This window comes from Streptomyces sp. NBC_01750, from assembly GCF_035918095.1.
Lineage (GTDB): Bacteria > Actinomycetota > Actinomycetes > Streptomycetales > Streptomycetaceae > Streptomyces.
Genome location: NZ_CP109137.1, coordinates 3,519,302 through 3,544,845, shown reverse-complemented (window position 1 = coordinate 3,544,845; position 25,544 = coordinate 3,519,302). Strand labels below are relative to the sequence as shown.

General features: G+C 66.7%; 16 protein-coding genes and 3 rRNA genes. 11 read left to right on the top strand and 8 right to left on the bottom strand.

What is annotated here, in order from left to right:
* Positions 1-532: 532 nt before the first annotated feature.
* From OG966_RS15840 to rrf, 3 genes are all read left to right on the top strand, one after another.
* A 16S ribosomal RNA gene (locus tag OG966_RS15840) occupies positions 533-2,058 on the top strand.
* A gap of 301 nt (positions 2,059-2,359) precedes the next feature.
* A 23S ribosomal RNA gene (locus OG966_RS15835) occupies positions 2,360-5,484 on the top strand.
* A gap of 89 nt (positions 5,485-5,573) precedes the next feature.
* Positions 5,574-5,690, top strand: a 5S ribosomal RNA gene (gene rrf / locus OG966_RS15830).
* Together the 16S, 23S and 5S rRNA genes form the textbook arrangement of a ribosomal RNA operon.
* Before the next feature lie 99 nt (positions 5,691-5,789).
* On the opposite strand, the gene OG966_RS15825 is transcribed toward rrf, so the two are convergent.
* Genes OG966_RS15825 through OG966_RS15805 form a run of 5 tightly spaced genes read right to left on the bottom strand, consistent with a single transcriptional unit; the run spans position 5,790 to position 11,211 of the window.
* Positions 5,790-7,100 (bottom strand): DUF58 domain-containing protein, encoded by a 1,311-nt coding sequence (locus OG966_RS15825; protein WP_326650279.1) that lies wholly within the window; start codon positions 7,098-7,100, stop codon positions 5,790-5,792.
* Between the two features lie 11 nt (positions 7,101-7,111).
* On the bottom strand, positions 7,112-8,095 hold the full coding sequence (locus OG966_RS15820) for an AAA family ATPase (protein ID WP_326650278.1): 984 nt from the start codon (positions 8,093-8,095) through the stop codon (positions 7,112-7,114).
* Positions 8,092-9,291 carry a DUF4350 domain-containing protein gene (locus OG966_RS15815; protein ID WP_326650277.1) on the bottom strand — a complete coding sequence of 400 codons (1,200 nt, stop codon included), beginning with the start codon at positions 9,289-9,291 and terminating at the stop codon, positions 8,092-8,094. Before OG966_RS15815 ends, OG966_RS15820 begins: the two co-directional genes overlap by 4 nt.
* Complete coding sequence (locus OG966_RS15810) at positions 9,288-9,977, bottom strand: DUF4129 domain-containing protein (RefSeq protein ID WP_326650276.1); 690 nt, start codon at positions 9,975-9,977, stop codon at positions 9,288-9,290. Before OG966_RS15810 ends, OG966_RS15815 begins: the two co-directional genes overlap by 4 nt.
* 4 nt (positions 9,978-9,981) lie before the next feature.
* The gene (locus OG966_RS15805) at positions 9,982-11,211 is read right to left on the bottom strand and encodes a glycerophosphoryl diester phosphodiesterase membrane domain-containing protein (protein ID WP_326650275.1); all 1,230 of its coding nucleotides are present in this window, start codon (positions 11,209-11,211) and stop codon (positions 9,982-9,984) included.
* Positions 11,212-11,393: 182 nt separating this feature from the next.
* Between OG966_RS15805 and mtnA the strand changes: the two genes are divergently transcribed.
* The 7 genes from mtnA to OG966_RS15770 all read left to right on the top strand — a co-directional run bounded on the left by mtnA (position 11,394) and on the right by OG966_RS15770 (position 19,892).
* Positions 11,394-12,539, top strand: a complete 1,146-nt coding sequence (gene mtnA, locus OG966_RS15800; RefSeq protein ID WP_326650274.1) for an S-methyl-5-thioribose-1-phosphate isomerase — start codon at positions 11,394-11,396, stop codon at positions 12,537-12,539.
* A 4-nt stretch (positions 12,540-12,543) separates the two neighbouring features.
* Entirely contained in the window at positions 12,544-13,233 is a 690-nt protein-coding gene (gene mtrA, locus OG966_RS15795) for a two-component system response regulator MtrA (RefSeq protein ID WP_187438793.1), read from the top strand.
* A 1-nt stretch (position 13,234) separates the two neighbouring features.
* Complete coding sequence (mtrB, locus tag OG966_RS15790) at positions 13,235-15,268, top strand: MtrAB system histidine kinase MtrB (RefSeq protein ID WP_326650273.1); 2,034 nt, start codon at positions 13,235-13,237, stop codon at positions 15,266-15,268.
* Positions 15,258-17,114, top strand: coding sequence for an LpqB family beta-propeller domain-containing protein (locus OG966_RS15785; protein WP_326650272.1), 1,857 nt, complete (start codon positions 15,258-15,260; stop codon positions 17,112-17,114). Before mtrB ends, OG966_RS15785 begins: the two co-directional genes overlap by 11 nt.
* A gap of 81 nt (positions 17,115-17,195) precedes the next feature.
* Complete coding sequence (locus tag OG966_RS15780; protein WP_326650271.1) at positions 17,196-17,927, top strand: ComF family protein; 732 nt, start codon at positions 17,196-17,198, stop codon at positions 17,925-17,927.
* Positions 17,928-18,257: 330 nt separating this feature from the next.
* Positions 18,258-18,947: a ribosome hibernation-promoting factor, HPF/YfiA family gene (hpf, locus tag OG966_RS15775; protein ID WP_326650270.1), complete on the top strand. Its 690-nt coding sequence runs from the start codon at positions 18,258-18,260 to the stop codon at positions 18,945-18,947.
* Positions 18,948-19,139: 192 nt separating this feature from the next.
* Positions 19,140-19,892, top strand: coding sequence for a response regulator transcription factor (locus OG966_RS15770; protein WP_326650269.1), 753 nt, complete (start codon positions 19,140-19,142; stop codon positions 19,890-19,892).
* Positions 19,893-19,968: 76 nt separating this feature from the next.
* Here OG966_RS15770 and OG966_RS15765 read toward each other — a convergent pair whose 3' ends face one another.
* Together OG966_RS15765 and OG966_RS15760 are read right to left on the bottom strand one after the other, a co-directional pair.
* On the bottom strand, positions 19,969-21,135 hold the full coding sequence (locus tag OG966_RS15765; RefSeq protein WP_326650268.1) for a winged helix-turn-helix domain-containing protein: 1,167 nt from the start codon (positions 21,133-21,135) through the stop codon (positions 19,969-19,971).
* Between the two features lie 179 nt (positions 21,136-21,314).
* A complete protein-coding gene (locus OG966_RS15760; RefSeq protein WP_326650267.1) occupies positions 21,315-21,896 on the bottom strand; it encodes a GNAT family N-acetyltransferase in 582 nt (193 codons plus the stop codon).
* A 251-nt stretch (positions 21,897-22,147) separates the two neighbouring features.
* Here OG966_RS15760 and secA point away from each other — a divergent pair, with 251 nt between their 5' ends.
* Entirely contained in the window at positions 22,148-24,961 is a 2,814-nt protein-coding gene (secA, locus tag OG966_RS15755) for a preprotein translocase subunit SecA (RefSeq protein WP_326650266.1), read from the top strand.
* Between the two features lie 65 nt (positions 24,962-25,026).
* Here secA and OG966_RS15750 read toward each other — a convergent pair whose 3' ends face one another.
* A complete protein-coding gene (locus OG966_RS15750; protein ID WP_326650265.1) occupies positions 25,027-25,539 on the bottom strand; it encodes an SgcJ/EcaC family oxidoreductase in 513 nt (170 codons plus the stop codon).
* Positions 25,540-25,544 lie beyond the last annotated feature (5 nt).

Here is a 25,544-nt window from a genome sequence, read left to right as displayed (position 1 = left end):
TGGGGAGGTAGATTTTAACGGTTGCCTCGGACTGGACAAGTGCGAGTGTGACCGCTAATGTCTCTCTCGCTCTTACCTGGAAATTGAATTTCCACAGAGCCTCCCGATTCTTATCCGGATCACGATGGCCGATTAGCTCGGCCGAATGCTTCTGATAAAGTCGGATCAGCCGAAAGGCAAAGGCCCCCAACGGCCACTGGAATCGAATTCCGAACCGGAAACGGAACAGGAAAAAGATCTGGTAAGGTTGGAAACACGAAGGGAAGCGCCCGGAGGAAAGCCTCAGACAGTGTTCTGTGGGTGAGTACAAAGGAAGCGTCCGTTCCTTGAGAACTCAACAGCGTGCCAAAAGTCAACGCCAGATATGTTGATACCCCGGCCTGTTTCGGCAGGTTCGAGGTTCCTTTGAAAGTCCTGTCCCTGCTCATTGCAGCGGGGCAGGCAATGACACAGCGAGGACGCTGTGAACAGTCGGTCTTATTCCGACCGGCTGTTCCGCTCTTGTGGTGTTGATCCCGATTACGGGAGAACATTCATGGAGAGTTTGATCCTGGCTCAGGACGAACGCTGGCGGCGTGCTTAACACATGCAAGTCGAACGATGAAGCCCTTCGGGGTGGATTAGTGGCGAACGGGTGAGTAACACGTGGGCAATCTGCCCTTCACTCTGGGACAAGCCCTGGAAACGGGGTCTAATACCGGATAACACTCCTTCCTGCATGGGGAGGGGTTGAAAGCTCCGGCGGTGAAGGATGAGCCCGCGGCCTATCAGCTTGTTGGTGGGGTGATGGCCTACCAAGGCGACGACGGGTAGCCGGCCTGAGAGGGCGACCGGCCACACTGGGACTGAGACACGGCCCAGACTCCTACGGGAGGCAGCAGTGGGGAATATTGCACAATGGGCGAAAGCCTGATGCAGCGACGCCGCGTGAGGGATGACGGCCTTCGGGTTGTAAACCTCTTTCAGCAGGGAAGAAGCGAAAGTGACGGTACCTGCAGAAGAAGCGCCGGCTAACTACGTGCCAGCAGCCGCGGTAATACGTAGGGCGCAAGCGTTGTCCGGAATTATTGGGCGTAAAGAGCTCGTAGGCGGCTTGTCACGTCGGATGTGAAAGCCCGGGGCTTAACCCCGGGTCTGCATTCGATACGGGCTAGCTAGAGTGTGGTAGGGGAGATCGGAATTCCTGGTGTAGCGGTGAAATGCGCAGATATCAGGAGGAACACCGGTGGCGAAGGCGGATCTCTGGGCCATTACTGACGCTGAGGAGCGAAAGCGTGGGGAGCGAACAGGATTAGATACCCTGGTAGTCCACGCCGTAAACGTTGGGAACTAGGTGTTGGCGACATTCCACGTCGTCGGTGCCGCAGCTAACGCATTAAGTTCCCCGCCTGGGGAGTACGGCCGCAAGGCTAAAACTCAAAGGAATTGACGGGGGCCCGCACAAGCAGCGGAGCATGTGGCTTAATTCGACGCAACGCGAAGAACCTTACCAAGGCTTGACATATACCGGAAAGCATCAGAGATGGTGCCCCCCTTGTGGTCGGTATACAGGTGGTGCATGGCTGTCGTCAGCTCGTGTCGTGAGATGTTGGGTTAAGTCCCGCAACGAGCGCAACCCTTGTTCTGTGTTGCCAGCATGCCCTTCGGGGTGATGGGGACTCACAGGAGACTGCCGGGGTCAACTCGGAGGAAGGTGGGGACGACGTCAAGTCATCATGCCCCTTATGTCTTGGGCTGCACACGTGCTACAATGGCCGGTACAATGAGCTGCGATGCCGCGAGGCGGAGCGAATCTCAAAAAGCCGGTCTCAGTTCGGATTGGGGTCTGCAACTCGACCCCATGAAGTCGGAGTTGCTAGTAATCGCAGATCAGCATTGCTGCGGTGAATACGTTCCCGGGCCTTGTACACACCGCCCGTCACGTCACGAAAGTCGGTAACACCCGAAGCCGGTGGCCCAACCCCTTGTGGGAGGGAGCTGTCGAAGGTGGGACTGGCGATTGGGACGAAGTCGTAACAAGGTAGCCGTACCGGAAGGTGCGGCTGGATCACCTCCTTTCTAAGGAGCACTTCTTACCGGGCTTGCCCGGTCAGAGGCCAGAACACCGGCGAATGTCCGGTGCTGGTTGCTCATGGGTGGAACGTTGACTATTCGGCACGATCGGTTTGGGACTGTCAGTACTGCTTCGGCGTGGAACACAGGATCTGGACCGGACGTGCCGGGCGCGCTGTTGGGTATCTGAGGGTGCGAGCGTGAGCTCGCCCTTCGCGATGCCGGCCCCGGTGAACTCGCTCGTGAGAGCGGGGTGGTGGGTGGCTGGTCGTTGTTTGAGAACTGCACAGTGGACGCGAGCATCTGTGGCCAAGTTTTTAAGGGCGCACGGTGGATGCCTTGGCACCAGGAACCGATGAAGGACGTGGGAGGCCACGATAGTCCCCGGGGAGCCGTCAACCAGGCTTTGATCCGGGGGTTTCCGAATGGGGAAACCCGGCAGTCGTCATGGGCTGTCACCCGCTGCTGAACACATAGGCAGTGTGGAGGGAACGAGGGGAAGTGAAACATCTCAGTACCCTCAGGAAGAGAAAACAACCGTGATTCCGGGAGTAGTGGCGAGCGAAACCGGATGAGGCCAAACCGTATGCGTGTGATACCCGGCAGGGGTTGCGCATACGGGGTTGTGGGATCGCACTTCAACAGTCTGCCGGCTGTTGGGCGAGTCAGAAACCGTTGATGTAGGCGAAGGACATGCGAAAGGTCCGGCGTAGAGGGTAAGACCCCCGTAGCTGAAACATCAACGGCTTGCTTGTGCGACACCCAAGTAGCACGGGGCCCGAGAAATCCCGTGTGAATCTGGCGGGACCACCCGCTAAGCCTAAATATTCCCTGGTGACCGATAGCGGATAGTACCGTGAGGGAATGGTGAAAAGTACCGCGGGAGCGGAGTGAAATAGTACCTGAAACCGTGTGCCTACAAGCCGTGGGAGCGTCGCTGGCAGCACTTGTGCTGTCAGTCGTGACTGCGTGCCTTTTGAAGAATGAGCCTGCGAGTTTGCGGTGTGTTGCGAGGTTAACCCGTGTGGGGAAGCCGTAGCGAAAGCGAGTCCGAACAGGGCGATTCAGTAGCGCGCTCAAGACCCGAAGCGGAGTGATCTAGCCATGGGCAGGTTGAAGCGGAGGTAAGACTTCGTGGAGGACCGAACCCACCAGGGTTGAAAACCTGGGGGATGACCTGTGGTTAGGGGTGAAAGGCCAATCAAACTCCGTGATAGCTGGTTCTCCCCGAAATGCATTTAGGTGCAGCGTCGTGTGTTTCTTGCCGGAGGTAGAGCACTGGATAGGCGATGGGCCCTACCGGGTTACTGACCTTAGCCAAACTCCGAATGCCGGTAAGTGAGAGCGCGGCAGTGAGACTGTGGGGGATAAGCTCCATGGTCGAGAGGGAAACAGCCCAGAGCATCGACTAAGGCCCCTAAGCGTACGCTAAGTGGGAAAGGATGTGGAGTCGCAGAGACAACCAGGAGGTTGGCTTAGAAGCAGCCACCCTTGAAAGAGTGCGTAATAGCTCACTGGTCAAGTGATTCCGCGCCGACAATGTAGCGGGGCTCAAGCGTACCGCCGAAGTCGTGTCATTCGTACACATATCCCCAACGGGAGTACGGATGGGTAGGGGAGCGTCGTGTGCCGGGTGAAGCCGCCGCGGAAGCGAGTGGTGGACGGTTCACGAGTGAGAATGCAGGCATGAGTAGCGATACACACGTGAGAAACGTGTGCGCCGATTGACTAAGGGTTCCTGGGTCAAGCTGATCTGCCCAGGGTAAGTCGGGACCTAAGGCGAGGCCGACAGGCGTAGTCGATGGACAACCGGTTGATATTCCGGTACCCGCTTTGAAACGCCCAGTATCGAGCCCATTAATGCTAAGGCCGTGAAGCCGCCCTGATCTCTTCGGAGTTGAGGGGAGTGGTGGAGCCGCCGGCCCAAGATGGTAGTAGGTAAGCGATGGGGTGACGCAGGAAGGTAGTCCAGCCCGGGCGGTGGTTGTCCCGGGGTAAGGGTGTAGGCCGTGTGATAGGCAAATCCGTCACACATCAAGGCTGAGACCTGATGCCGAGCCGATTGTGGTGAAGTGGATGATCCTATGCTGTCGAGAAAAGCCTCTAGCGAGTTTCATGGCGGCCCGTACCCTAAACCGACTCAGGTGGTCAGGTAGAGAATACCGAGGCGTTCGGGTGAACTATGGTTAAGGAACTCGGCAAAATGCCCCCGTAACTTCGGGAGAAGGGGGGCCATCACCGGTGACGGCATTTACTGCCAGAGCTGGGGGTGGCCGCAGAGACCAGCGAGAAGCGACTGTTTACTAAAAACACAGGTCCGTGCGAAGCCGTAAGGCGATGTATACGGACTGACGCCTGCCCGGTGCTGGAACGTTAAGGGGACCGGTTAGTCACATTTCGGTGTGGCGAAGCTGAGAACTTAAGCGCCAGTAAACGGCGGTGGTAACTATAACCATCCTAAGGTAGCGAAATTCCTTGTCGGGTAAGTTCCGACCTGCACGAATGGCGTAACGACTTCTCGACTGTCTCAACCATAGGCCCGGTGAAATTGCACTACGAGTAAAGATGCTCGTTTCGCGCAGCAGGACGGAAAGACCCCGGGACCTTTACTACAGTTTGATATTGGTGTTCGGTTCGGCTTGTGTAGGATAGGTGGGAGACTTTGAAGCGGCCACGCCAGTGGTTGTGGAGTCGCCGTTGAAATACCACTCTGGTCGTGCTGGATGTCTAACCTGGGTCCGTGATCCGGATCAGGGACAGTGTCTGATGGGTAGTTTAACTGGGGCGGTTGCCTCCTAAAGAGTAACGGAGGCGCCCAAAGGTTCCCTCAGCCTGGTTGGCAATCAGGTGTTGAGTGTAAGTGCACAAGGGAGCTTGACTGTGAGACCGACGGGTCGAGCAGGGACGAAAGTCGGGACTAGTGATCCGGCGGTGGCTTGTGGAAGCGCCGTCGCTCAACGGATAAAAGGTACCCCGGGGATAACAGGCTGATCTTCCCCAAGAGTCCATATCGACGGGATGGTTTGGCACCTCGATGTCGGCTCGTCGCATCCTGGGGCTGGAGTCGGTCCCAAGGGTTGGGCTGTTCGCCCATTAAAGCGGTACGCGAGCTGGGTTTAGAACGTCGTGAGACAGTTCGGTCCCTATCCGCTGCGCGCGCAGGAGTCTTGAGAAGGGCTGTCCCTAGTACGAGAGGACCGGGACGGACGAACCTCTGGTGTGCCAGTTGTCCTGCCAAGGGCATGGCTGGTTGGCTACGTTCGGAAAGGATAACCGCTGAAAGCATCTAAGCGGGAAGCCTGCTTCGAGATGAGGACTCCCACCCCCTTGAGGGGTTAAGGCTCCCAGTAGACGACTGGGTTGATAGGCCAGATGTGGAAGCCGGGCAACCGGTGAAGCTGACTGGTACTAATAGGCCGAGGGCTTGTCCTCAGTTGCTCGCGTCCACTGTGTTAGTTCTGAAGCAACGAACTGTCGAGTCCCCCTGTGCGGGGATTCCGGGTCGTACATCTTCATAGAGTTTCGGTGGTCATAGCGTTAGGGAAACGCCCGGTTACATTCCGAACCCGGAAGCTAAGCCTTTCAGCGCCGATGGTACTGCAGGGGGGACCCTGTGGGAGAGTAGGACACCGCCGAACAATCATTGTGGGAAAGCCCCGCACCGTTATGGTGCGGGGCTTTTCTGCGTTCGGGCCCCATTACGCCAACCCGCCCGATTCGTATGCCCCGCCCGCCGCTCAGAGACGGCCGGCGGCCTTCAACGCCAGATAGGCATCCGCGAGGGCAGGGGCGAGGCGGTCAGGCGTGGCGTCGACGACCGTGACTCCGTGGCGCTGGAGTTGTTCCGCAGTACGGCGGCGCTGAGCCTGGGCCTGGGTGGCGGCCGCGGCCTCGTACACGGCCTCGACGGTGCCTCGGGTCTTGGTCATCTGCTCGATGTGAGGGTCAGCGACCGAGGCCACGAGTACGGTGTGGCGTTTTGTGAGCTGAGGAAGGACGGGGAGCAGTCCCTCTTCGATCGGCGCGGCGTCGAGGCTGGTGAGCAGAACGATGAGGGAGCGGCGCGGGGCGCTGTGCAGTGCCGTGGCACTGAGGCCGCGGGCGTCGGTTTCCACGAGCTCGGGTTCCAGTGGAGCGAGGGCGTTGACCACGGCGGGCAGCAGGTCGCCGGCCGAACGGCCTTGGACCTGGGCGCGGACACGGCGGTCGTAGGCCAGGAGGTCCACACGGTCACCGGCGCGCGAGGCCAGTACGGTGAGGAGCAGTGCTGCGTCCATGGCCGCGTCGAGGCGCGGGACATCTCCGACCCGGCCGGCCGAGGTGCGGCCGGTGTCGAGTACGACGAGGATGTGGCGATCGCGTTCGGGGCGCCACGTGCGTACGGCGACGGTGGACTGCCGGGCGGTGGCGCGCCAGTCGATGGAACGGGTGTCATCCCCCGGGACATAGTCGCGGAGGCTGTCGAACTCGGTGCCCTGTCCGCGGATCAGGACGCTGGTGCGGCCGTCGAGCTCACGCAGTCGGGCAAGCCGGGACGGCAGATGCTTGCGGCTGGTGAAAGGCGGCAGCACGCGCACGGTCCAGGGGACCTGGTGGCTGCCCTGACGGGCGGCTAGGCCCAGTGGCCCGTACGAGCGGACGGTGACGCGTTCCGCCTCACGGTCGCCGCGGCGCGTGGGGCGCAGGACCGTGGTGAGACGTCTGCGTTCACCAGAGGGGACGGTCAATCTGTGCCGGGACGCGGCTTGTTCGGTGCCGGTGAGCCAGCTGCTGGGCGGCCAGGCGTCGCGGAGGTGGGCGCGCAGACGGCGGCTGGAGGTGTTGGTGACAGTGAGCTGCACTTTCGCGCTGTCACCCAATCGAACTGATGTGTCACCGCTTCGGGTGAATCGGAGCGTTCGCACTGGCGCGGCGAGCGCGTAGTCGCACAGGATTGCCAGTGAGAGAGGCGCGTTCACGGCGAGCATCCCTGTCCAGCTCGGAGCGAGGATGCCGACGGGGAGAGAGCCGAGAGCTGCGAGAAGCGCCGTTCTTCCGGTGAGGGCCATGGGTCACTGCCTCAGCGGGGGACGGGGACGTGGGCGAGGATCGCGGTGATGACGGAGTCGGCGGTGACTCCCTCCATCTCTGCCTCAGGGCGGAGCTGGATCCGGTGGCGCAGGGTGGGCAGAGCCAGGGCCTTCACATCGTCCGGGATGACGTAGTCCCGGCCGGTGAGCCAGGCCCAGGCGCGTGCGGTGGAGAGCAGGGCTGTAGCACCTCGGGGAGACACACCGAGGGTGAGTGAGGGGGATTCACGGGTGGCACGGCAGATATCGACGACATAGCCGGCGATCTCGGAGGAGACGGAGGTCTTGGCGACGGCGGCACGAGCCGCTTCCAGGTCGGCGGGGCCGGCGACGGGGCGCACGCCCGCGGACTTGAGGTCGCGTGGGTCGAAGCCTTCAGCGTGACGGGTGAGGACGTTGATCTCGTCCTCACGGGAGGGCAGAGGGACCGTCAGTTTGAGCAGGAAGCGGTCCAGTTGGGCTTCGGGGAGCGGGTATGTGCCTTCGTACTCCACCGGGTTCTGGGTCGCGGCGACCAGGAACGGGTCGGGCAGCAGGCGGGGCGTGCCGTCGACAGTGACCTGCCGCTCTTCCATTGCTTCGAGGAGCGATGACTGGGTCTTGGGCGGGGTGCGGTTGATTTCGTCGGCGAGCAGAAGGTTGGTGAACACCGGACCGGGCTGGAAGGAGAACTCGGCGGTGCGGGCGTCGTAGACAAGGGATCCGGTGACATCACTGGGCATCAGATCGGGGGTGAACTGGACGCGCTTGGTGTCGAGTTCGAGGGACGCCGCGAGGGTGCGGACCAACAGCGTCTTGGCGACGCCGGGTACTCCTTCGAGGAGGACGTGGCCGCGGCAGAGCAGAGCCACGACGAGCCCGGTGACAGCGGGGTCCTGGCCGACCACGGCCTTGGCGATCTCGGTGCGCAGTGCCTCCAGGGAGGTGCGGGCGCGGTCCGAGTTCTGAGCTGTCTCGGGGGTCGGGGCGCTCATGAAGTGCGTACCTCTCTTTCGAGGGCGTCGAGTTGGTCTGCCAGATGAATGAGGGCGGTGTCGTTGACCGGTGCCGGGCCGAAGAGCAGGGTCTTGAGATCCCGTTCGCCGGTGGGGAGTTGGGCCGACACCGCCGGGAGCAGGACCTCGGGGGAGTGGGCGTCGGTCGGGGGGACGCCGAGAAGCGGGGTGAGGCGGGTGCGGGTGGCCGAGCGCAGGGCTGCGGCCGCGCGGTCGCGGGCGTTCACCTTGCGGTAGAGGCGGGCACGGCCTTCGGTGGACTCGGAAGCGCGGATGGCCACGGGGAGCCGCTCGGTCACCAGGGGACCGAGACGGCGGGCGCGCCAGACGGCGGCCAGGACTGCGGCGAGGGCGAGTTGGAGAGTCCCCCAGGCCCAGCCGGAGGGGACCAGGTCGAGGAATGAGCTGCTGCCGCCGCCGTCGGTGCTGTCGTCAGCGGCGGAGCTGTCACTGAGCGAAGGGAGGTACCAGACCAGATGGGTGCGGGAGCCGAGGAGTTGCAGGGCGAGGGAAGCGTTGCCGTGCTTGTCCAGACGATGGTTGTAGAGGATGTCGGGGGAGCCGAGCAGGACTGTGTCGCCCTCGTTCGGCTCGTCGATCCTGAGCAGGGTGGGCAGGCCGCCGCTCGGGTAGCAGCTGTCGGCATGGGACGTCTCGGAGGAGTACCGCTCGCCGCCGAGGTCGGCATCGCCGGCGCTGCGCGCGGCGGGGAGGGCGCACTGGGGGGTGCGCGCCGAAACCGGGGCCGGAGCTTCGGTGCGGATGCCCGGGGCCAGTGCGTCGATGGACGCAGGTCCGGCGGAGAGGAGGACGGTGCGTCCGCCGGACGAGGCGGTGGCGGTGTGCAAGGTGTGCTGCTGATGATCCGTCAGCAGGTCGGGGGTGGCGACGAGAAGTGTGGTATCGGGGCCGGCTGCGGAGGTGGCCCCGTCAAGAGTGGTGACGACGCGGGTGGAGACGCCGCGGCCCTTCAGGAGTTCGGCGACGGCGCGGCTGCCGAAGCGGTCCGAGGACCGGGGGTCGAGGCGGCCGTGCTCGTCCCCGGAGCGCAGGGCGGCCATGGCGATCCCGCCTGCGACGAGGACGACGAGCGCGAGCAGCAGGCCGCGGGCGCGGGTCCATACCTGTCGGGTGGTGGGAGACATGGAGGTGGAGCCGAGGGTGGCCGCGGTCATTCGGCTGCTCCTTGGGCCGCGCCGGTCAGCCGGGGCTTCGCGCGCCCGATCTCCACGTCCAGATCCCGCAGGCGGAGGTATGTCTGCCGGTCGGCGGTGCGGCCGCCGTATGTGACGTCGTCGAACTCGCGGGCGGAGACACGGAGTCCGTCGGCGTGGTCGGGGAGGGAACGGCCGGCCTCGGCGGCGGCCTCGTCGGCTGTGCGGCCCGGGCGCGGGTCGAGGACAACTCGCTCCTCCAGGGAGCGGACGATTGCCCGCATCCGTTCCTGGACGGCTTGGTTCCAGCGTCCGGCAGCGGCGTGCGCTTCAGCGGCCGCGCGGTGTTCGGTCGCGCTGCGGGGGCTGTCGTCGAAGAGGGAGTCGGCGGAGCCAGGGGTGCGTCGGGGCGTGCCAAGACGCCACCAGAGAGCGGCCACCAGGCCGATGACGACCAGGATGACGACGAGGAGGCCGAGCGGGCCCCCGGGGGCGGCGCCGGACGCGGCGTCGAAGATGCTGCCGACCCAGTCCCAGAAGCGGTTGAGGGCGCGCTGGAAGAGGCTTGGGTCGTTCTCGTGGTACATCGGTTTGGACAATTCCCGCTCCGCCGCTTCGCGGGCGGGGATTCGCGGAGTGTCCACCGGTACGTCATCGCCTGCACGAATCAGTAGCCGCGCTGTCGTCACGCCCCCCGTCGTGGACACCGCATCAGCTCCTGGTGGAGTGGTTGCCAGGCGGCTCGGAGCCGTAGCCGGGCACGCCGGCGGCCCGTGCGAGTTCGAGGTCGAGGGCCTCGCGGCGGATGCGCTGGTCCACGTAGAGGAGGACCGTCACGCCGGCGGAGATCGGGTAGGTGATGGAGGAGGCGATGACCGAGCCGATGCCCGTGATGATCAGGAAGGGCCAGCCGAAGTCGGGTGTGGTCCCTGCGAAGAGGTCGCTGAAGCTGCTGCCGTCGACCGCGTACGCGATCAGACTGAACGGCACTGCGATGATCATCGACACCAGCAGGGTCAGCAGCAGCGTGAGCGCCAGGATGCCGAAAGTCCGCCACCAGGCGCCCTGGACCAGCTTGGCGGAACGGCGCAGGGACGGAATCACGCCCTGGCGCTCCAGCATCAGAGCGGGGGAGGCAAGGGCGAACCGAATCATCAGCCAGAGGATGACGACGCAGGCCGCCAGGCCCCCGAGCAGGGCGAGCGCGATTCCCGCACCGTTGCCGAGCAGCAGGCCGGGAAGGATGCCCACGGTCATGATGGCGGCGCTCATAAGAGGCAGCAGCAGTGTCAGGCCCAGCAGCTGAGGCAGCCGGGGCCGTGCCTCGTGCCAGGCTTCGGAGAGCGTCACCGGGCGGCCCAGTACCGAGCGGCTGATCACCATGGTGAGAAGTGCCGTGGTGAAGAGCGTGCCGATCAAGGTGATCAGCAGCGCCGGGCCCATGGCGAGCAGGCTCGACTGCATCGAGTCCACGGACTGGCTGAGGGCTTCCGACGGGCTTGCGTTGGGGTCGACTTCGGGCGGATCCGGGAGCAGGTAGCGCTCGACCAGGATGTCGCAGATCTGGGAGATCACGGAGACGGTGATCGTGACGCCCAGCACCGTGCGCCAGTGAGCGCGAAGAGTCGACACCGCGCCGTCGAGGATCTCGCCGACGCCGAGAGGGCGCAGCGGGATGACGCCGGGCTTCGCCGCGGCCGGCGGCCGGCCCCAGCTGCCGCGCGGCTGACCGCCGCCCCAGCCGGGGGCGGGCGTTGGCGTCGGGCCGGGGTTCGTGCGAGGTGCGGTCGGCGCGGACCACTGTCCCGGGGGCGGCTGCTCCTGGGACCACTTCGAGGCGGGGCCGCTCTCGTCGGCGGGCTCGGCGGGCCGGGGCACGCCGGGTTCCTGCCCGTCGGACGGAGCAGATCCGGGCGAGGCCCAGCCCGGAGTGTCGTTCACGGTCGTCCACCTCATGGCTTGGTCGCGAGGCCGGCTCGGCGAGTCGGCACGTTCAGGGTGCCCGTCCGCCAGTCAAGGCGGCAGGCTGGCAGCCATCGTGCCACGCGTTGCCAGCTGGTGGGCCGGGCCCTGGATCTCCTCCGCACCTTCATTGTCGGTGACTCACGGGGCAGACTGGGCGGATGGCTGATCAGTACGCACAAAACCCGGCCGTCACAGAGCCGCTCACGCTTCCCGTGCTGCGCTGGGACGAGCCACCGGAAGGGCCCGTACTGGTGCTTCTTGACCAGACCCGGCTGCCCGCCGAGGAGGTCGAGCTGGTCTGTACCGATGTGCCTGCCCTGGCGCGGGCGATCCAGACGCTCGCTGTGCGGGGGGCGCCGCTGCTGGGCATCGCCGGTGCGTATGGTGTGGCACTCGCCGCCGCACGGGGCTTCGACGTGGATGAGGCGGTGGCACTGCTGGAGAGTGCGAGGCCCACCGCGGTGAACCTGGGGTACGGAGTGCGGCGGGCGGCGGTCGCCCACCGGGCGGCGGTGGACAAGGGGGCGGACGCGGAACAGGCAGCCCGGGCTGCGCTCGCAGCGGCCAAGGAGCTGCACCGGGAGGATGCCGAGGACAGTGTCCGGATGGCTGAGCACGGGCTGGCGCTCCTCGAGGAGCTGCTGCCGGGCGGCGGTCACCGGATCCTGACCCACTGCAACACCGGGGCTCTGGTGTCGGGAGGCGAGGGCACCGCGTTCGCGGTGGCGCTCACGGCACACCGGGTGGGCCGGCTGCGGCGGCTGTGGGTGGACGAGACGAGGCCGCTGCTTCAGGGCGCGCGGCTGACCGCCTACGAAGCGGCGCGCAACGGAATGCCGTACACACTGCTCACGGACAATGCCGCGGGATCGCTCTTCGCGGCGGGGGAGGTGGATGCCGTACTCATCGGGGCTGACCGGATAGCGGCTGACGGATCGGTGGCGAACAAGGTGGGGAGTTACCCGCTGGCGGTGCTCGCGAAGTACCACCATGTGCCGTTCATCGTGGTCGCGCCGACGACGACGGTGGACCTGAACACGCCGGACGGGGCGTCGATAGAGGTGGAACAGAGGCCGGGACATGAAGTGACCGAGGTCACATCACCGCAGATCGCGGGGGCCACCGGTGCGGGCGGCGGGCTGCCGGTCGCACCGCTGGGCACCCAGGCGTACAACCCGGCTTTTGATGTCACGCCGCCGGATCTGGTGACGGCGATCGTCACCGAGGAGGGTGCGTTGTCCCCGGTCACAGGGGGAGGAATCGCGGAGCTGTGTGCCAGGTCACGCCAGGTAACGATTAGCTAATGGGATGATGTCGATTATGAAGGGACGAGTCCTTGTCGTCGATGACGACACCGCACTGGCCGAGATGCTCGGGATTGTGCTGCGTGGTGAAGGTTTCGAGCCGTCGTTCGTAGCGGACGGCGATAAGGCACTTGCCGCTTTCCGTGAGGCCAAACCGGATCTGGTTCTGCTGGATCTCATGCTGCCCGGACGGGACGGCATCGAGGTGTGCCGGCTCATCAGGGCCGAGTCCGGCGTGCCGATCGTGATGCTCACCGCCAAGAGCGACACCGTGGATGTGGTGGTCGGCCTGGAGTCCGGGGCCGATGACTACATCGTCAAGCCGTTCAAGCCGAAGGAGCTGGTCGCCCGGATCCGGGCGCGGCTGAGGAGGTCGGAGGAGCCGGCGCCCGAGCAGCTGGCGATCGGGGATCTGGTCATCGATGTGGCCGGTCACTCCGTGAAGCGGGAAGGGCAGTCCATCGCTCTGACCCCGCTGGAGTTCGACCTGCTGGTCGCACTCGCCCGTAAGCCCTGGCAGGTGTTCACCCGCGAGGTGCTGCTGGAGCAGGTGTGGGGATATCGCCACGCAGCAGACACCAGGCTGGTCAATGTGCATGTACAGCGGTTGCGTTCCAAGGTCGAGAAGGACCCCGAGCGCCCGGAGATCGTGGTGACCGTCCGTGGTGTCGGTTACAAGGCCGGGCCGAGCTGACATGTCCCGAGGCAGCGTGGCTCCGAAGCCCGGGCAGCCGGGAGTCCGTGCGGGGCGGGCTGCCGGACCGGGGTGGGGGCCCTCGCGATTCGGCCGTCTGCTCCAGGGCGGACGACTGCTCCAGGACGGGGCGCCGGGTGGACCGGTGCCCCGGCTCGTCATGCGCTGGATCCGCCGTCCGCTGCTGCCCGCAGTGCGGCTGTGGCGGCGGAACATCCAGCTCAGGGTGGTCGCGGGCACGCTGCTGATGTCGCTCGGCGTCGTGCTGCTGCTCGGCTTCGTCGTCATCGGGCAGGTGCGCAACGGCCTGCTCGACGCCAAGGGCAGGGCGGCGCAGAGCCAGGCGGCCGGTGGCTTCGCCGTGGCGCGGGAGAAGGCGAACGCGTCGGTGGGCCCCGGTGGGCAGGACGGTGCCGCCACCGATGGCAGGACCGCGCGGAGCTCCTGGCGGTCCGATCTCGTGGACCAGCTCGCCAGTGGCGGGCAGGGGGCGTTCAACCTGGTGGCGCTGAGTGCCGACTCCCAGGACGCGGGCTCCAGCCGTGCGCCCCGGACCTCGGGCGGTGTGGACCACACGAGCATTCCCGTGGCCCTGCGGGAAGCCGTCGACCAGGGCACCGGCACGTACGAGACGTACGTCCGGATCAAGTACAACAACGATGTGCACGAGCCGGAGCCCGGGCTGGTCGTCGGCACCCGGCTGAACGACATCGAGGGCAATCCCTACGAGCTCTACTACCTCTTCCCGCTGGCACAGGAGGAGCAGTCGCTCAACCTGGTCAGGGGGACCCTCGCCACGGCCGGGCTGTTCGTGGTCGTCCTGCTGGGAGCCATCGCCTGGCTGGTGGTGCGGCAGATCGTCACGCCCGTGCGGATGGCCGCCGGGATCGCCGAGCGGCTCTCGGCGGGCCGGCTCCAGGAGCGGATGAAGGTCACCGGCGAGGACGACATCGCCAGGCTGGGCGAGGCCTTCAACAAGATGGCGCAGAACCTCCAGCTGAAGATCCAGCAGCTGGAGGAGCTCTCCAGGATGCAGCGGCGCTTCGTCTCGGACGTCTCCCACGAGCTCCGTACGCCTCTGACGACCGTACGGATGGCCGCGGATGTCATCCACGAGGCGCGCGTCGACTTCGACCCGGTGACCGCGCGCTCCGCCGAGCTTCTCGGCGATCAGCTCGACCGCTTCGAGTCACTGCTCTCCGACCTGCTCGAAATCAGCCGCTTCGATGCGGGAGCGGCGGCGCTGGAGGCCGAGGCGATAGACCTTCGCGAAGTCGTACGGCGGGTGATCGGCGGTGCCGAGCCGCTGGCCGAGCGAAAAGGCACCCGGATACGAGTGACCGGTGACGAGCAGCCGGTTGTGGTGGAGGCCGATGCCCGGCGGTTGGAGCGTGTGCTGCGCAATCTGGTCGTCAACGCCGTCGAGCACGGCGAGGGCCGGGACGTCGTGGTGCGGATGGCCGTGGCCGGCGGGGCCGTCGCGGTCGCCGTGCGGGACTACGGCGTCGGACTGAAGCCGGGCGAGGCGACCCGGGTCTTCAACCGCTTCTGGCGGGCCGATCCGGCGCGTGCCCGTACCACCGGCGGCACCGGCCTGGGTCTGTCCATCGCGGTGGAGGACGCCCGGCTGCACGGCGGCTGGCTGCAGGCGTGGGGCGAGCCCGGCGGAGGCTCGCAGTTCCGGCTGACACTGCCGCGTACGGCGGACGAGCCGCTGCGTGGTTCGCCCATACCGCTGGAGCCGGAAGACTCCCGGCAGAACCGTGAGCGTGCCGGTTTCGCGGGGCCGAAGACGAGCGGGCAGCTGCTGACGTCCGTGCCGGCGCAGTCGGCGTCGGACCGATCGCCCTTGCCCGTACCACCGCGCATCCCCGTACCACCCCGTACAGGGCCCGGTGGGGTGGATCCGGCGGCCCTTCCGGGCAACGGTGCCCGAGTGGTGGCACGGCAGGCCGGGGAGCGGCGAGGCGGCGACTCAGCGCCACAGCTTTCTTCGGAACGTTCAGAACGTGAGGACACGACTCGTGGGCGCTGATCCCCGTCGGAACGGCCGCACAGGTGCCGTCCGCGCGTCCGCGCTGCTCGCCTGCAGCGGTGTGCTGCTGGCCGGGTGCGCGTCGATGCCGGACAGCGGTGACATCCATGCGGTGAAGGCGTCCCAGCGTGCGGACTCCCAGGTACGGGTGTATGCGGTGCCGCCGCGGCAGGGGGCGACGCCGGGCGAGATCGTCACGGGCTTCCTGGAGGCCATGACCAGCGACGATACAAACTTCGCCGTCGCCCGGAAGTATCTGATGCCGGCGACTTCCAAGAAGTGGCGGCCGGAGGCGGGTACCACGGTGCTGACGGCGGCGCCGGACTCAGGGCAGCCCGTGGCCGGTGACCGGGAAAACCCGGGCATGGACTTTCCGCTCATCGGCAAGCAGATCGCGAGGGTGGACTCGCAGCACGCCTATCAGGCGGTTTCGCCCACCCAGTACCGCACGACCATTCACCTTTCGCAGCAGAGCGGTCCGGACGGCAAGGAGTGGCGCATCGACGCTCTGCCGCCGGGGCTGGTGCTCGGAGCGTCCGATTTCCAGCGCAACTACCGCTCCGTGAACAAGTACTACTTCGCCTCCGCGTCCAGGAGCAATGTGGTCGTGGCCGATCCTGTCTTCATCCGGCAGCGACTGGATCCGGTGACCCGTATGGATCCGGTAACCCAGACGGTCAAGGCGCTGCTCGAAGGCCCGACCGACTGGCTGAAGCGTGTGGTCCAGTCGCCGTTCCCCGCCGGTACGGCGCTGAAGAAGGGCACCAAGTCGCTGGCGTTCGACGACCGGAACGCGCTGAAGGTGCCGTTGAACGAGGCGGCGTCCAATGTGGGCCACTCGCAGTGCATGAAACTGGCGGCCCAGATCCTCTTCACCCTGAAGGACCTTTCGTCCACTCGGATCGAGCAGGTGGAGCTGCAGCGTGCGGACGGCTCGCAGCTGTGCGTGCTCGACGGTGGCCAGGCGGAGGCGATCGCGCCGGACCACACCTCGGTCAGGCCCGTCAACCAGTACTTCGTCGACAAGAAGAAGCAGTTGGCGCTGCTGTCGGGCGGCGCCAAGGACATGAGCGAACCGCAGCATGTGCCGGGGCCGTTCGGCAATGGGCAGCTGCCGGTCGGCGTGGTGGGCGTGGCCCGCGACGAGCGCACCGCAGCTGCGGTTTCCACCGACTTCGGCCGCCTCTTCGTGGCGTCCATCAAGTCGGGGAGCGAGGTGGGTGACGCGCTGGTGCAGAGCAAGGGCAAGGACCCCGCCCATCGCCTCTCGGCGCCCAGCTGGGACGGCCGGGGCGATCTGTGGGTGGCGGACCGCGACCCCAAGAATCCGGCGCTGCTGCGCCTTGCCGGCGGTTCCGGCGCGCCGAAGAACGTCAAGATCCTGCCGGGTCTCGGAGGTGCGCGTATCGAGGCGCTGCGGGTGTCGGCGGACGGTGTGCGGATCGCTCTGCTGCTCACCAAGGACGGGAAGACCACGCTGCAGATCGGACGCGTGGAGCGCCAGGGCTCCACCGACAACCCAGTGGTCTCCGTGGCGGATCTGCGGCCCGCCGCGCCCCAGATGGAGACGGTGACAGCCGTCTCCTGGGCCGGTTACAGCAGGCTCGTGGTGGTCGGCAAGGAGTCCGGCGGGGTCCAGCAGGTGCGCTACATCCAGACGGACGGCTCGAGTTCGGCCACGAGCATTCTGCCGGGGCTCAACCGGGTCAAGGCCGTTGCGGCGTCCGACGACGAGAACCGGCCCCTGGTGGCGTACTCAGAGGACGACGGCATCGTGTGGCTGCCGACGGGTGCCAACTGGCAGACGCTGGTCGAGGACGGATCGTCGCCGGTCTATCCGGGTTAGAGCCGCCGGACGACGGGCGCCCCGCGGGCCAGTTGTCCACAGGGGTGGCAGGGTGCCGCCGGTGTTGGCACAGTGGTTGCCATGCGGGGGTGGTGGCGCGAAATCTCCGGTCTGGTGCTGCCGGCCGCCTGTGGCGGCTGCGGCATTCCTCGTACGCAGCTGTGCGAGGAATGCGCCCGAGCGCTGCACGGCGCCGCGGCGCGCCGGGCGAGGCCTGTGCCGGAGCCTGCGGGCCTGCCGGTCGTGCATGCCGCCGCCCCGTATGCGGACGCTGTACGTGCGGTGCTGCTGGCGCACAAGGAGCGGGGCGCTCTGGGGCTGGCCCGGCCGCTGGGTGTCGCGCTCGCCGGGGCGGTACGGGCCTCGGTGCCGGTTTCCCGGGCCGCCCGGGGACGGTGGCCGCTGCTGCTCGTACCCGTGCCGTCCGCGCGGTCTGCGGTCAGGGCACGCGGACACGACGCCGCGCGGCGGATCGCGCTGGCGGCGGCGGGTGAGCTTCGGCGTACGGGGACCGAAGCCAGGGTTCTGCCGGTGCTGCGGCAGCGGCGGGCGGTGGCCGACCAGTCGGGTCTCACGGCCCGCGAGCGGGTGGCGAACCTGGCGGGGGCACTGGAGGTGGTGGCCGGATGCGGACGGCTCCTGGAGGGCGGCCGGGCAGTGCTGGTGGACGACCTCATGACGACCGGGGCTTCGCTGGCCGAGGCGGCGCGCGCGCTCCGTACCGGCGCCGGTCTGCGATGTGCTGGATTTCTGCAGCCGAGCGCAGCGGTTGTCGCAGTACCGCCGCTGTCTTTGGAAATAAAATGGAACTGACAGGGAACTCGCATCGTTGCAGGTAGTAAGAGACGAAAACGCTCCGAACGGAGGTACGCGCTGGTAGCGGGTGCCGACACCCGTCCGATCGAGCTATGTTCGGTTGTGAGGAATGGCTGCAGCCGTATCTCACCCGAATGCACTGTCGTGCTTCCGGTCAGGGTTTCGAGGATGCGAGAACCTCGAAAATTGATGGGGTGGAGATCTTGTCGGCTGGGGAGGAGGAGGTGAAAGTCCGTCCGAGGCTCCGGTGATCACCGGGGTCTGGTGCAAGAGGGAGATGCTCCGCAGCCTGCGAGCGGGCGGGGCTATCCGGGAACGGAGTTCTGCGTGGACATCGTCGTCAAGGGCCGCAAGACCGAGGTGCCCGAGCGGTTCCGCAAGCACGTGGCCGAGAAGCTGAAGCTGGACAAGATCCAGAAGCTCGACGGCAAGGTGATCAGCCTGGACGTCGAGGTGTCCAAGGAGCACAACCCGCGGCAGGCCGACCGTTCCGACCGCGTGGAGATCACACTCCACTCCCGAGGCCCGGTGATCCGGGCGGAGGCAGCGGCAGCCGACCCGTACGCAGCGCTCGACCTGGCCACGGGCAAGCTGGAGGCGCGGCTGCGCAAGCAGCACGAAAAGCGTCACAACCGCCGTGGCAATGGCCGTATTTCGGCATCCGAGGTGGCCGATGTCGTTCCCGGCGTCGCCGAGTTGAACGCCAATGGCCGGCCCGTCGCCGAAGAGGCGCCCCAATCCATTCCCACCACCAGGGTCGGCTCGCTCGAAATCCAGGGCGAAGGACCGCTGGTGGTCCGCGAGAAGGTCCACACCGCAGCCCCGATGTTGCTCGACCAGGCGCTCTACGAGATGGAGCTGGTCGGGCACGACTTCTATCTCTTCGTCGACTCCGAGACGAAGCAACCCAGTGTCGTCTACCGGCGGCACGCCTACGACTATGGCGTCATCCATCTGGAGTCCGACCCGCTGGCCGGGTCCGAGGCGGGCGGCGCCGGAGGTGCACTCGGCGGCTGACCCCGTCCAGCAGGCGGCCTGGTGCCCCTGGAGCGCCCTGTGCGCCCCCAGGGGCACCACCGCGCGGCCACGGGACCACCGCTGTGTCGTCCGGGCATGAAAGCATGGCGTCGTAAGCCAACCGATGCGCTGTGCACTGACGTTGGCGAACCACACATGATCTTCAGGCCACGGCCTTCAGGGGGAGGAACGATGGCGGACAGCTTCGGGCCGGTTCACGACGACGCCGGCGACGCCGGTGCCACAGTCAGCGACACCGGCGCGGACACCGGCGACTCACGCGGGGAGCCGATCCGCGTCCTTGTGGTGGACGACCACGCCCTCTTCCGGCGGGGCCTGGAAATCGTCCTCGCGCAGGAGGAGGACATCCAGGTCGTCGGCGAGGCGGGCGACGGCGCGGAGGCCGTCGACAAGGCCGCCGATCTGCTGCCCGACATCGTGCTGATGGATGTGCGGATGCCCAAGCGCGGCGGCATCGAGGCCTGTACCTCCATCAAGGAGGTGGCCCCGAGCGCGAAGATCATCATGCTGACGATCAGCGACGAGGAGGCCGACCTCTACGACGCGATCAAGGCGGGCGCCACCGGCTATCTCCTCAAGGAGATCTCCACCGACGAGGTGGCCACCGCGATCCGTGCAGTGGCCGACGGCCAGTCGCAGATCAGCCCGTCCATGGCGTCCAAGCTGCTCACCGAGTTCAAGTCGATGATCCAGCGGACCGACGAGCGCAGACTCGTCCCCGCGCCCCGGCTGACCGACCGGGAACTGGAAGTGCTCAAGCTGGTCGCCACGGGGATGAACAACCGTGATATCGCGAAGCAGTTGTTCATCTCCGAGAACACCGTGAAGAACCACGTCCGCAACATCCTGGAGAAGCTGCAGCTGCACTCCAGGATGGAGGCCGTGGTCTACGCGATGAGGGAAAAGATCCTCGAGATCCGGTAGCGGGCAACGGCGCGGCCCCGGCAGCGGTCAGGAGCTGCGGCAGGAGCAGTGGCAGGAGCAGTGGCAGGAGCAGTGGTCAGGAGGAGACGGCCCGGACCAGTTCCGCGGTGAGCTCGGTGCGGTCGACCCGCTCGATCCGTACGGAATCGCAGCCGACCCACTCCGCAGCCTCGCGCAGCGCCTGCGCCATGGGCGCCACCGCCTTCGGGGTGTCCAGGGACACCTGGCGTGCCACCAGCGTCGTCCCCTCGCGTGCCGGGTCGACGCGGCCCAGCAGCCTGCCGCCCGACAGCAGCGGCATCGCGAAGTAGCCGTACACCCGCTTCGGCTTGGGGACGTAGGCCTCCAGGCGGTGGGTGAAGCCGAAGAGCCGCTCGGTGCGCGCCCGCTCCCAGATGAGGGAGTCGAACGGTGAGAGCAGGGTCGTACGGTGACGGCCGCGCGGCGTGGAGGCGAGTGCCTCGGGGTCCGCCCAGGCAGGCTTGGACCAGCCCTCGACCGTGACGGGGACAAGCCCGGAGTCCGCGACCACCGCGTCGAACTGCTCGCCCTTGAGCCGGTGATAGTCCGCGATGTCGGCGCGGGTGCCGACACCAAGCGCCTGCCCGGCCAGCCGGACGAGCCGGCGCAGGCACTCCGCGTCGTCCAGCTCGTCGTGCAGAAGCGCGTCGGGCACGGCACGCTCGGCGAGGTCGTACACCCGCTTCCAGCTGCGTCGCTCGGTGCACACCACCTCGCCGTACATCAGCGCGCGCTCGACGGCGACCTTCGACTCCGACCAGTCCCACCACTCGCCGCCGTTCTTCGCGCCGCCCAACTCCGTCGCGGTGAGCGGGCCTTCGGCGCGCAGCTGTTTGATCACCTGGTCGTACGAGCCGTCCGGAAGGTCGTGGTACCAGTGCGGGCGGGCACGGTAGGCGCGGCGGCGGAAGGCGAAGTGCGGCCACTCCTCGACGGGCAGGATGCAGGCCGCGTGCGACCAGTACTCGAAGCTGTGGCCCTCGGTCCAGTACGCGTCCTCGACCGTCCTGCGGCCCACCGCGCCGAGGCGGGCGTACGGAATCAGCTCGTGCGAGCGCGCCAGCACGGAGATCGTGTCCAGCTGTACGGCGCCGAGATGCCGCAGCACGCCCCGCACCCCGCCGCGCCGGTCGGGCGCCCCCAGGAACCCCTGGGCGCGCAGCGCTATGCGGCGCGCCTCGTCGGCGGAGAGTTCGGTGGCGGGAGGCGGCAACGTCGTCATGTTCCGCACGATAGACGTCGGCACTGACAACCGGCCCCGGGTTCGGACCCGCCCAAAGGTCAGCCCGAGGCTGCCGGAGATCAGCCCGAGGTCACCCCGAGGGCAGTCCACAGCCCGGCCGCGCCGTACCTGCGCCGCGGTCGCTCCCCGGCGCGCCCTGCCGTCAGCCCGCCGGCCCGCTATCCCCCGGCCTGGGCCGGGAGATACGGATGCGTGCTCGCCAGCCCGAGGTCCGACGGCAGCAGCGCGCCGACCCAGGTGTCCCTGAGGGTGTCCTTGTTCAGCAGAGCCGCGCGCAGAGCCCCCTCGATCACGAAGCCGGACTTCTCCGCGACGGCCCGGGACCCCGCGTTGCCGACTTCCGCCCGCCACTCCAGACGTGTCGCCCCCAGCCTGCTGAAGGCCCAGTGCGCCACGGCGCCCACGCTCTCCGCCATGACACCGCGCCCGCGGTGCTCCCTGCCCGTCCAGAAGCCGATCTCCCAGGTGCCCGAGAAGGTCCGCAGCGTGACCGCGACCGAGGCCATCAGCGGACCGCCCTCGCGTGGCAGCACTGCGAAAGTGCACATCGTGCTGGTGCGCCAGCCGTCCGGCACCATGTGCCCGGTGAACTCGGCCGCGTGCTGCCGTTCGTACGGCGAGGGGACCGTCGTCCAGCGCTGGATGTCGGGATCCTGGCAGGCCTGGAAGACGGCCTCCGTGTCGTCGGTCGTGAAGGGGCGCAGCAGCAGCCGTTCGGTGGTGAGAGTGATGGGCTCCATGTCCGGATTCTGGTCAGGACCGCGGGCGGATGCGAGCACTTTTCGTACCCCACCGGCACCTTCCACGCGTCCCGTGCGTTCTCCTTGCGGGTGACAGCAGGCGTGAGCGACGGCGGACTGGCGGTGGACCTCCCGACCCGGCGGGGTCCTCGCTTACGATGGCCGTTGCGGTGGGGCCTACCTGCCGTGCCCGCGCCAGTGTCCATAACACGACCCAGTGCCAGGCCCGATCGGCAAGGAGACCAACCTCAGTGTCCGTCTTCAACAAGCTCATGCGTGCAGGCGAAGGCAAGATCCTGCGCAAACTGCACCGCATCGCGGACCAGGTCAACTCCATCGAAGAGGACTTCGTCAACCTCTCCGACGCCGAGTTGCGGGCGCTCACGGACGAGTACAAGGAGCGCTACGCAGACGGCGAAAGTCTGGACGACCTGCTCCCCGAGGCCTTCGCCACCGTCCGCGAGGCCGCCAAGCGCGTCCTCGGTCAGCGCCACTACGACGTACAGATGATGGGCGGCGCCGCCCTGCACCTCGGATACGTCGCCGAGATGAAGACCGGTGAGGGCAAGACCCTCGTCGGCACCCTCCCCGCCTATCTCAACGCGCTTTCGGGCAAGGGTGTCCACCTGATCACGGTCAACGACTACCTGGCCGAGCGTGACTCCGAGATGATGGGCCGGGTCCACAAGTTCCTGGGCCTGGACGTCGGCTGCATCCTCGCCAATATGACGCCGGCCCAGCGCCGTGAGCAGTACAACTGCGACATTACGTACGGAACGAACAATGAGTTCGGCTTCGACTACCTCCGCGACAACATGGCGTGGTCCCAGGACGAGCTCGTCCAGCGCGGCCACAACTACGCCATCGTCGACGAGGTCGACTCGATCCTCGTCGACGAGGCCCGTACGCCGCTGATCATCTCCGGCCCCGCCGACCAGGCCACCAAGTGGTACGGCGACTTCGCCAAGCTGGTGACGCGCCTGGCCAAGGGCGAGCCGGGCAACCAGCTCAAGGGCATCGAGGAAACCGGCGACTACGAGGTCGACGAGAAGAAGCGGACCGTCGCCATCCATGAGCCGGGTGTCGCGAAGGTCGAGGACTGGCTGGGCATCGACAACCTCTACGAGTCGGTGAACACCCCGCTCGTCGGTTATCTGAACAACGCCATCAAGGCCAAGGAACTGTTCAAGAAGGACAAGGACTACGTCGTCATCGACGGCGAAGTCATGATCGTCGACGAGCACACCGGCCGTATCCTCGCCGGCCGCCGCTACAACGAGGGCATGCACCAGGCAATCGAGGCGAAGGAAGGGGTGGACATCAAGGACGAGAACCAGACCCTCGCCACGATCACCCTGCAGAACTTCTTCCGCCTCTACGGCAAGCTCTCCGGAATGACCGGTACGGCCATGACGGAGGCCGCCGAGTTCCACCAGATCTACAAGCTCGGCGTTGTGCCGATCCCGACGAACAGGCCGATGGTCCGCAAGGACCAGTCCGACCTGATCTACCGGACCGAGGTCGCCAAGTTCGCGGCGGTCGTCGACGACATCGCCGAGAAGCACGAGAAGGGCCAGCCGATCCTGGTCGGCACCACCTCGGTCGAGAAGTCCGAGTACCTCTCGCAGCAGCTGAACAAGCGCGGTGTGCAGCACGAGGTCCTCAACGCCAAGCAGCACGACCGGGAGGCGACGATCGTCGCCCAGGCCGGCCGTAAGGGTGCCGTCACCGTCGCCACGAACATGGCCGGCCGCGGCACGGACATCAAGCTCGGCGGCAATCCCGACGACCTCGCCGAGGCGGAGCTGCGCCAGCGCGGCCTGGACCCCGTCGAGCACGTCGAGGAGTGGGCCGCGGCTCTGCCCGCCGCGCTGGAGCGGGCCGAGGACGCGGTCAGGGCCGAGCACGACGAGGTCACCGAGCTCGGCGGGCTCTATGTGCTGGGCACCGAGCGGCACGAGTCGCGCCGTATCGACAACCAGCTGCGCGGTCGTTCCGGCCGTCAGGGCGACCCGGGCGAGTCCCGTTTCTACCTGTCGCTGGGTGACGACCTGATGCGTCTGTTCAAGGCGCAGATGGTCGAGCGCGTGATGGCGATGGCGAACGTGCCGGACGATGTGCCGATCGAGAACAAGATGGTGACGCGCGCGATCGCGTCGGCCCAGTCGCAGGTCGAGCAGCAGAACTTCGAGACCCGTAAGAACGTCCTGAAGTACGACGAGGTGCTCAACCGCCAGCGCGAGGTCATCTACGGCGAGCGCCGCCGCGTCCTGGAGGGCGAGGACCTGCACGAGCAGGTGCGTCATTTCATGGACGACACCATCGACGCCTACATCCAGGCGGAGACCGTCGAGGGCTTCGCGGAGGAGTGGGACCTGGACCGGCTGTGGGGCGCGTTCAAGCAGCTCTACCCGGTGAAGACCACCGTCGAGGAGCTGGAGGAGGCGGCCGGCGACCGGGCCGGGATCACCGCCGAGTTCATCGGCGAGTCCATCAAGGACGACATCCACGAGCAGTACGACGAGCGCGAGAAGCAGCTCGGCTCCGACATCATGCGTGAGCTCGAGCGGCGCGTGGTGCTGTCCGTACTGGACCGCAAGTGGCGCGAGCACCTCTATGAGATGGACTACCTCCAGGAGGGCATCGGTCTTCGCGCGATGGCCCAGAAGGACCCGCTGGTCGAGTACCAGCGCGAGGGCTTCGACATGTTCACCGCCATGATGGAGGGCATCAAGGAGGAGTCCGTCGGCTATCTGTTCAACCTGGAGGTCCAGGTCGAGCAGCAGGTCGAGGAGATCCCGGTGCAGGACGCCGCGGCGCGGACCTCGCTCGCCAAGGAGGACGTCGTTCCCGCGGGTGCCTCTCGTCCGGAGATCCGCGCGAAGGGCCTCGGCGCCCCGCAGCGTCCCGACCGGCTGCACTTCTCCGCTCCTACGGTGGACGGCGAAGGCGGTGTCGTCGAGGGCGACTTCGACAGCGAGCCCGCCCGGTCGGAGACGGACGGGCTGACGCGTGCGGAGCGGCGCAAGGCGCAGAAGGGCGCCGGCCGACGCCGCAAGAAGTAGCGCTCGCTCGATGCGAACGGCCGGGGCCGGGCACCTGTTGGGGTGTCCGGCCCCGGCCGTTTCCTTCAGGCGTCTGCACTGGCACCTGCACCCACCGTGTTACGGCGGCCCAGGCCGAGGCGGCGGGCGGTGCGGGTCATGGTCCGGGACATCTTCGACGGCATCGAGTCGGGGGCGGGGACGGTGACCGGACGGACCCGGCCGTTGTGGATCGCGGTGATCCGCCAGCCGTGGTCGGTGTTCACGACCACGACCGTCTGGCGGGACAGGCGCCGCTTGGGGAGCTCCGAGCGCCACGGCATCAGCACGGAGGCGGTGCCGTACACGATGGCGACTTCGGGGGCGATGTACCGGATCGCCTCGATCTCGCCGACCAGCGCCGAGCCGGTGAGGACCCCGCGGAACAGCCGGTCGTGGTTGTCCTGGTGCTCGGCCCGTCCCACGGCGCGAGTGCCGTCGTACGAGACATAGTCGGAGTCCTCGGTGAAGCAGGCGCCGAAGGCGACCGCGTCGCCGTCGTTCCAGGCCTGCATGAAGCGCTGGAAGAGGTCCTGGATCTGGATGTCGCTGGTGCTCATGGCAT

Coding starts and splice junctions, on each gene's coding strand:
- OG966_RS15825 (WP_326650279.1), bottom strand. CDS start 7,100: ATGGCCCTCACCGGAAGAACGGCGCTTCTCGCAGCTCTCGGCTCTCTC.
- OG966_RS15820 (WP_326650278.1), bottom strand. CDS start 8,095: ATGAGCGCCCCGACCCCCGAGACAGCTCAGAACTCGGACCGCGCCCGC.
- OG966_RS15815 (WP_326650277.1), bottom strand. CDS start 9,291: ATGACCGCGGCCACCCTCGGCTCCACCTCCATGTCTCCCACCACCCGA.
- mtnA (WP_326650274.1), top strand. CDS start 11,394: ATGGCTGATCAGTACGCACAAAACCCGGCCGTCACAGAGCCGCTCACG.
- mtrA (WP_187438793.1), top strand. CDS start 12,544: ATGATGTCGATTATGAAGGGACGAGTCCTTGTCGTCGATGACGACACC.
- mtrB (WP_326650273.1), top strand. CDS start 13,235: ATGTCCCGAGGCAGCGTGGCTCCGAAGCCCGGGCAGCCGGGAGTCCGT.
- OG966_RS15780 (WP_326650271.1), top strand. CDS start 17,196: ATGCGGGGGTGGTGGCGCGAAATCTCCGGTCTGGTGCTGCCGGCCGCC.
- OG966_RS15770 (WP_326650269.1), top strand. CDS start 19,140: ATGGCGGACAGCTTCGGGCCGGTTCACGACGACGCCGGCGACGCCGGT.
- OG966_RS15765 (WP_326650268.1), bottom strand. CDS start 21,135: ATGACGACGTTGCCGCCTCCCGCCACCGAACTCTCCGCCGACGAGGCG.
- OG966_RS15760 (WP_326650267.1), bottom strand. CDS start 21,896: ATGGAGCCCATCACTCTCACCACCGAACGGCTGCTGCTGCGCCCCTTC.
- OG966_RS15750 (WP_326650265.1), bottom strand. CDS start 25,539: ATGAGCACCAGCGACATCCAGATCCAGGACCTCTTCCAGCGCTTCATG.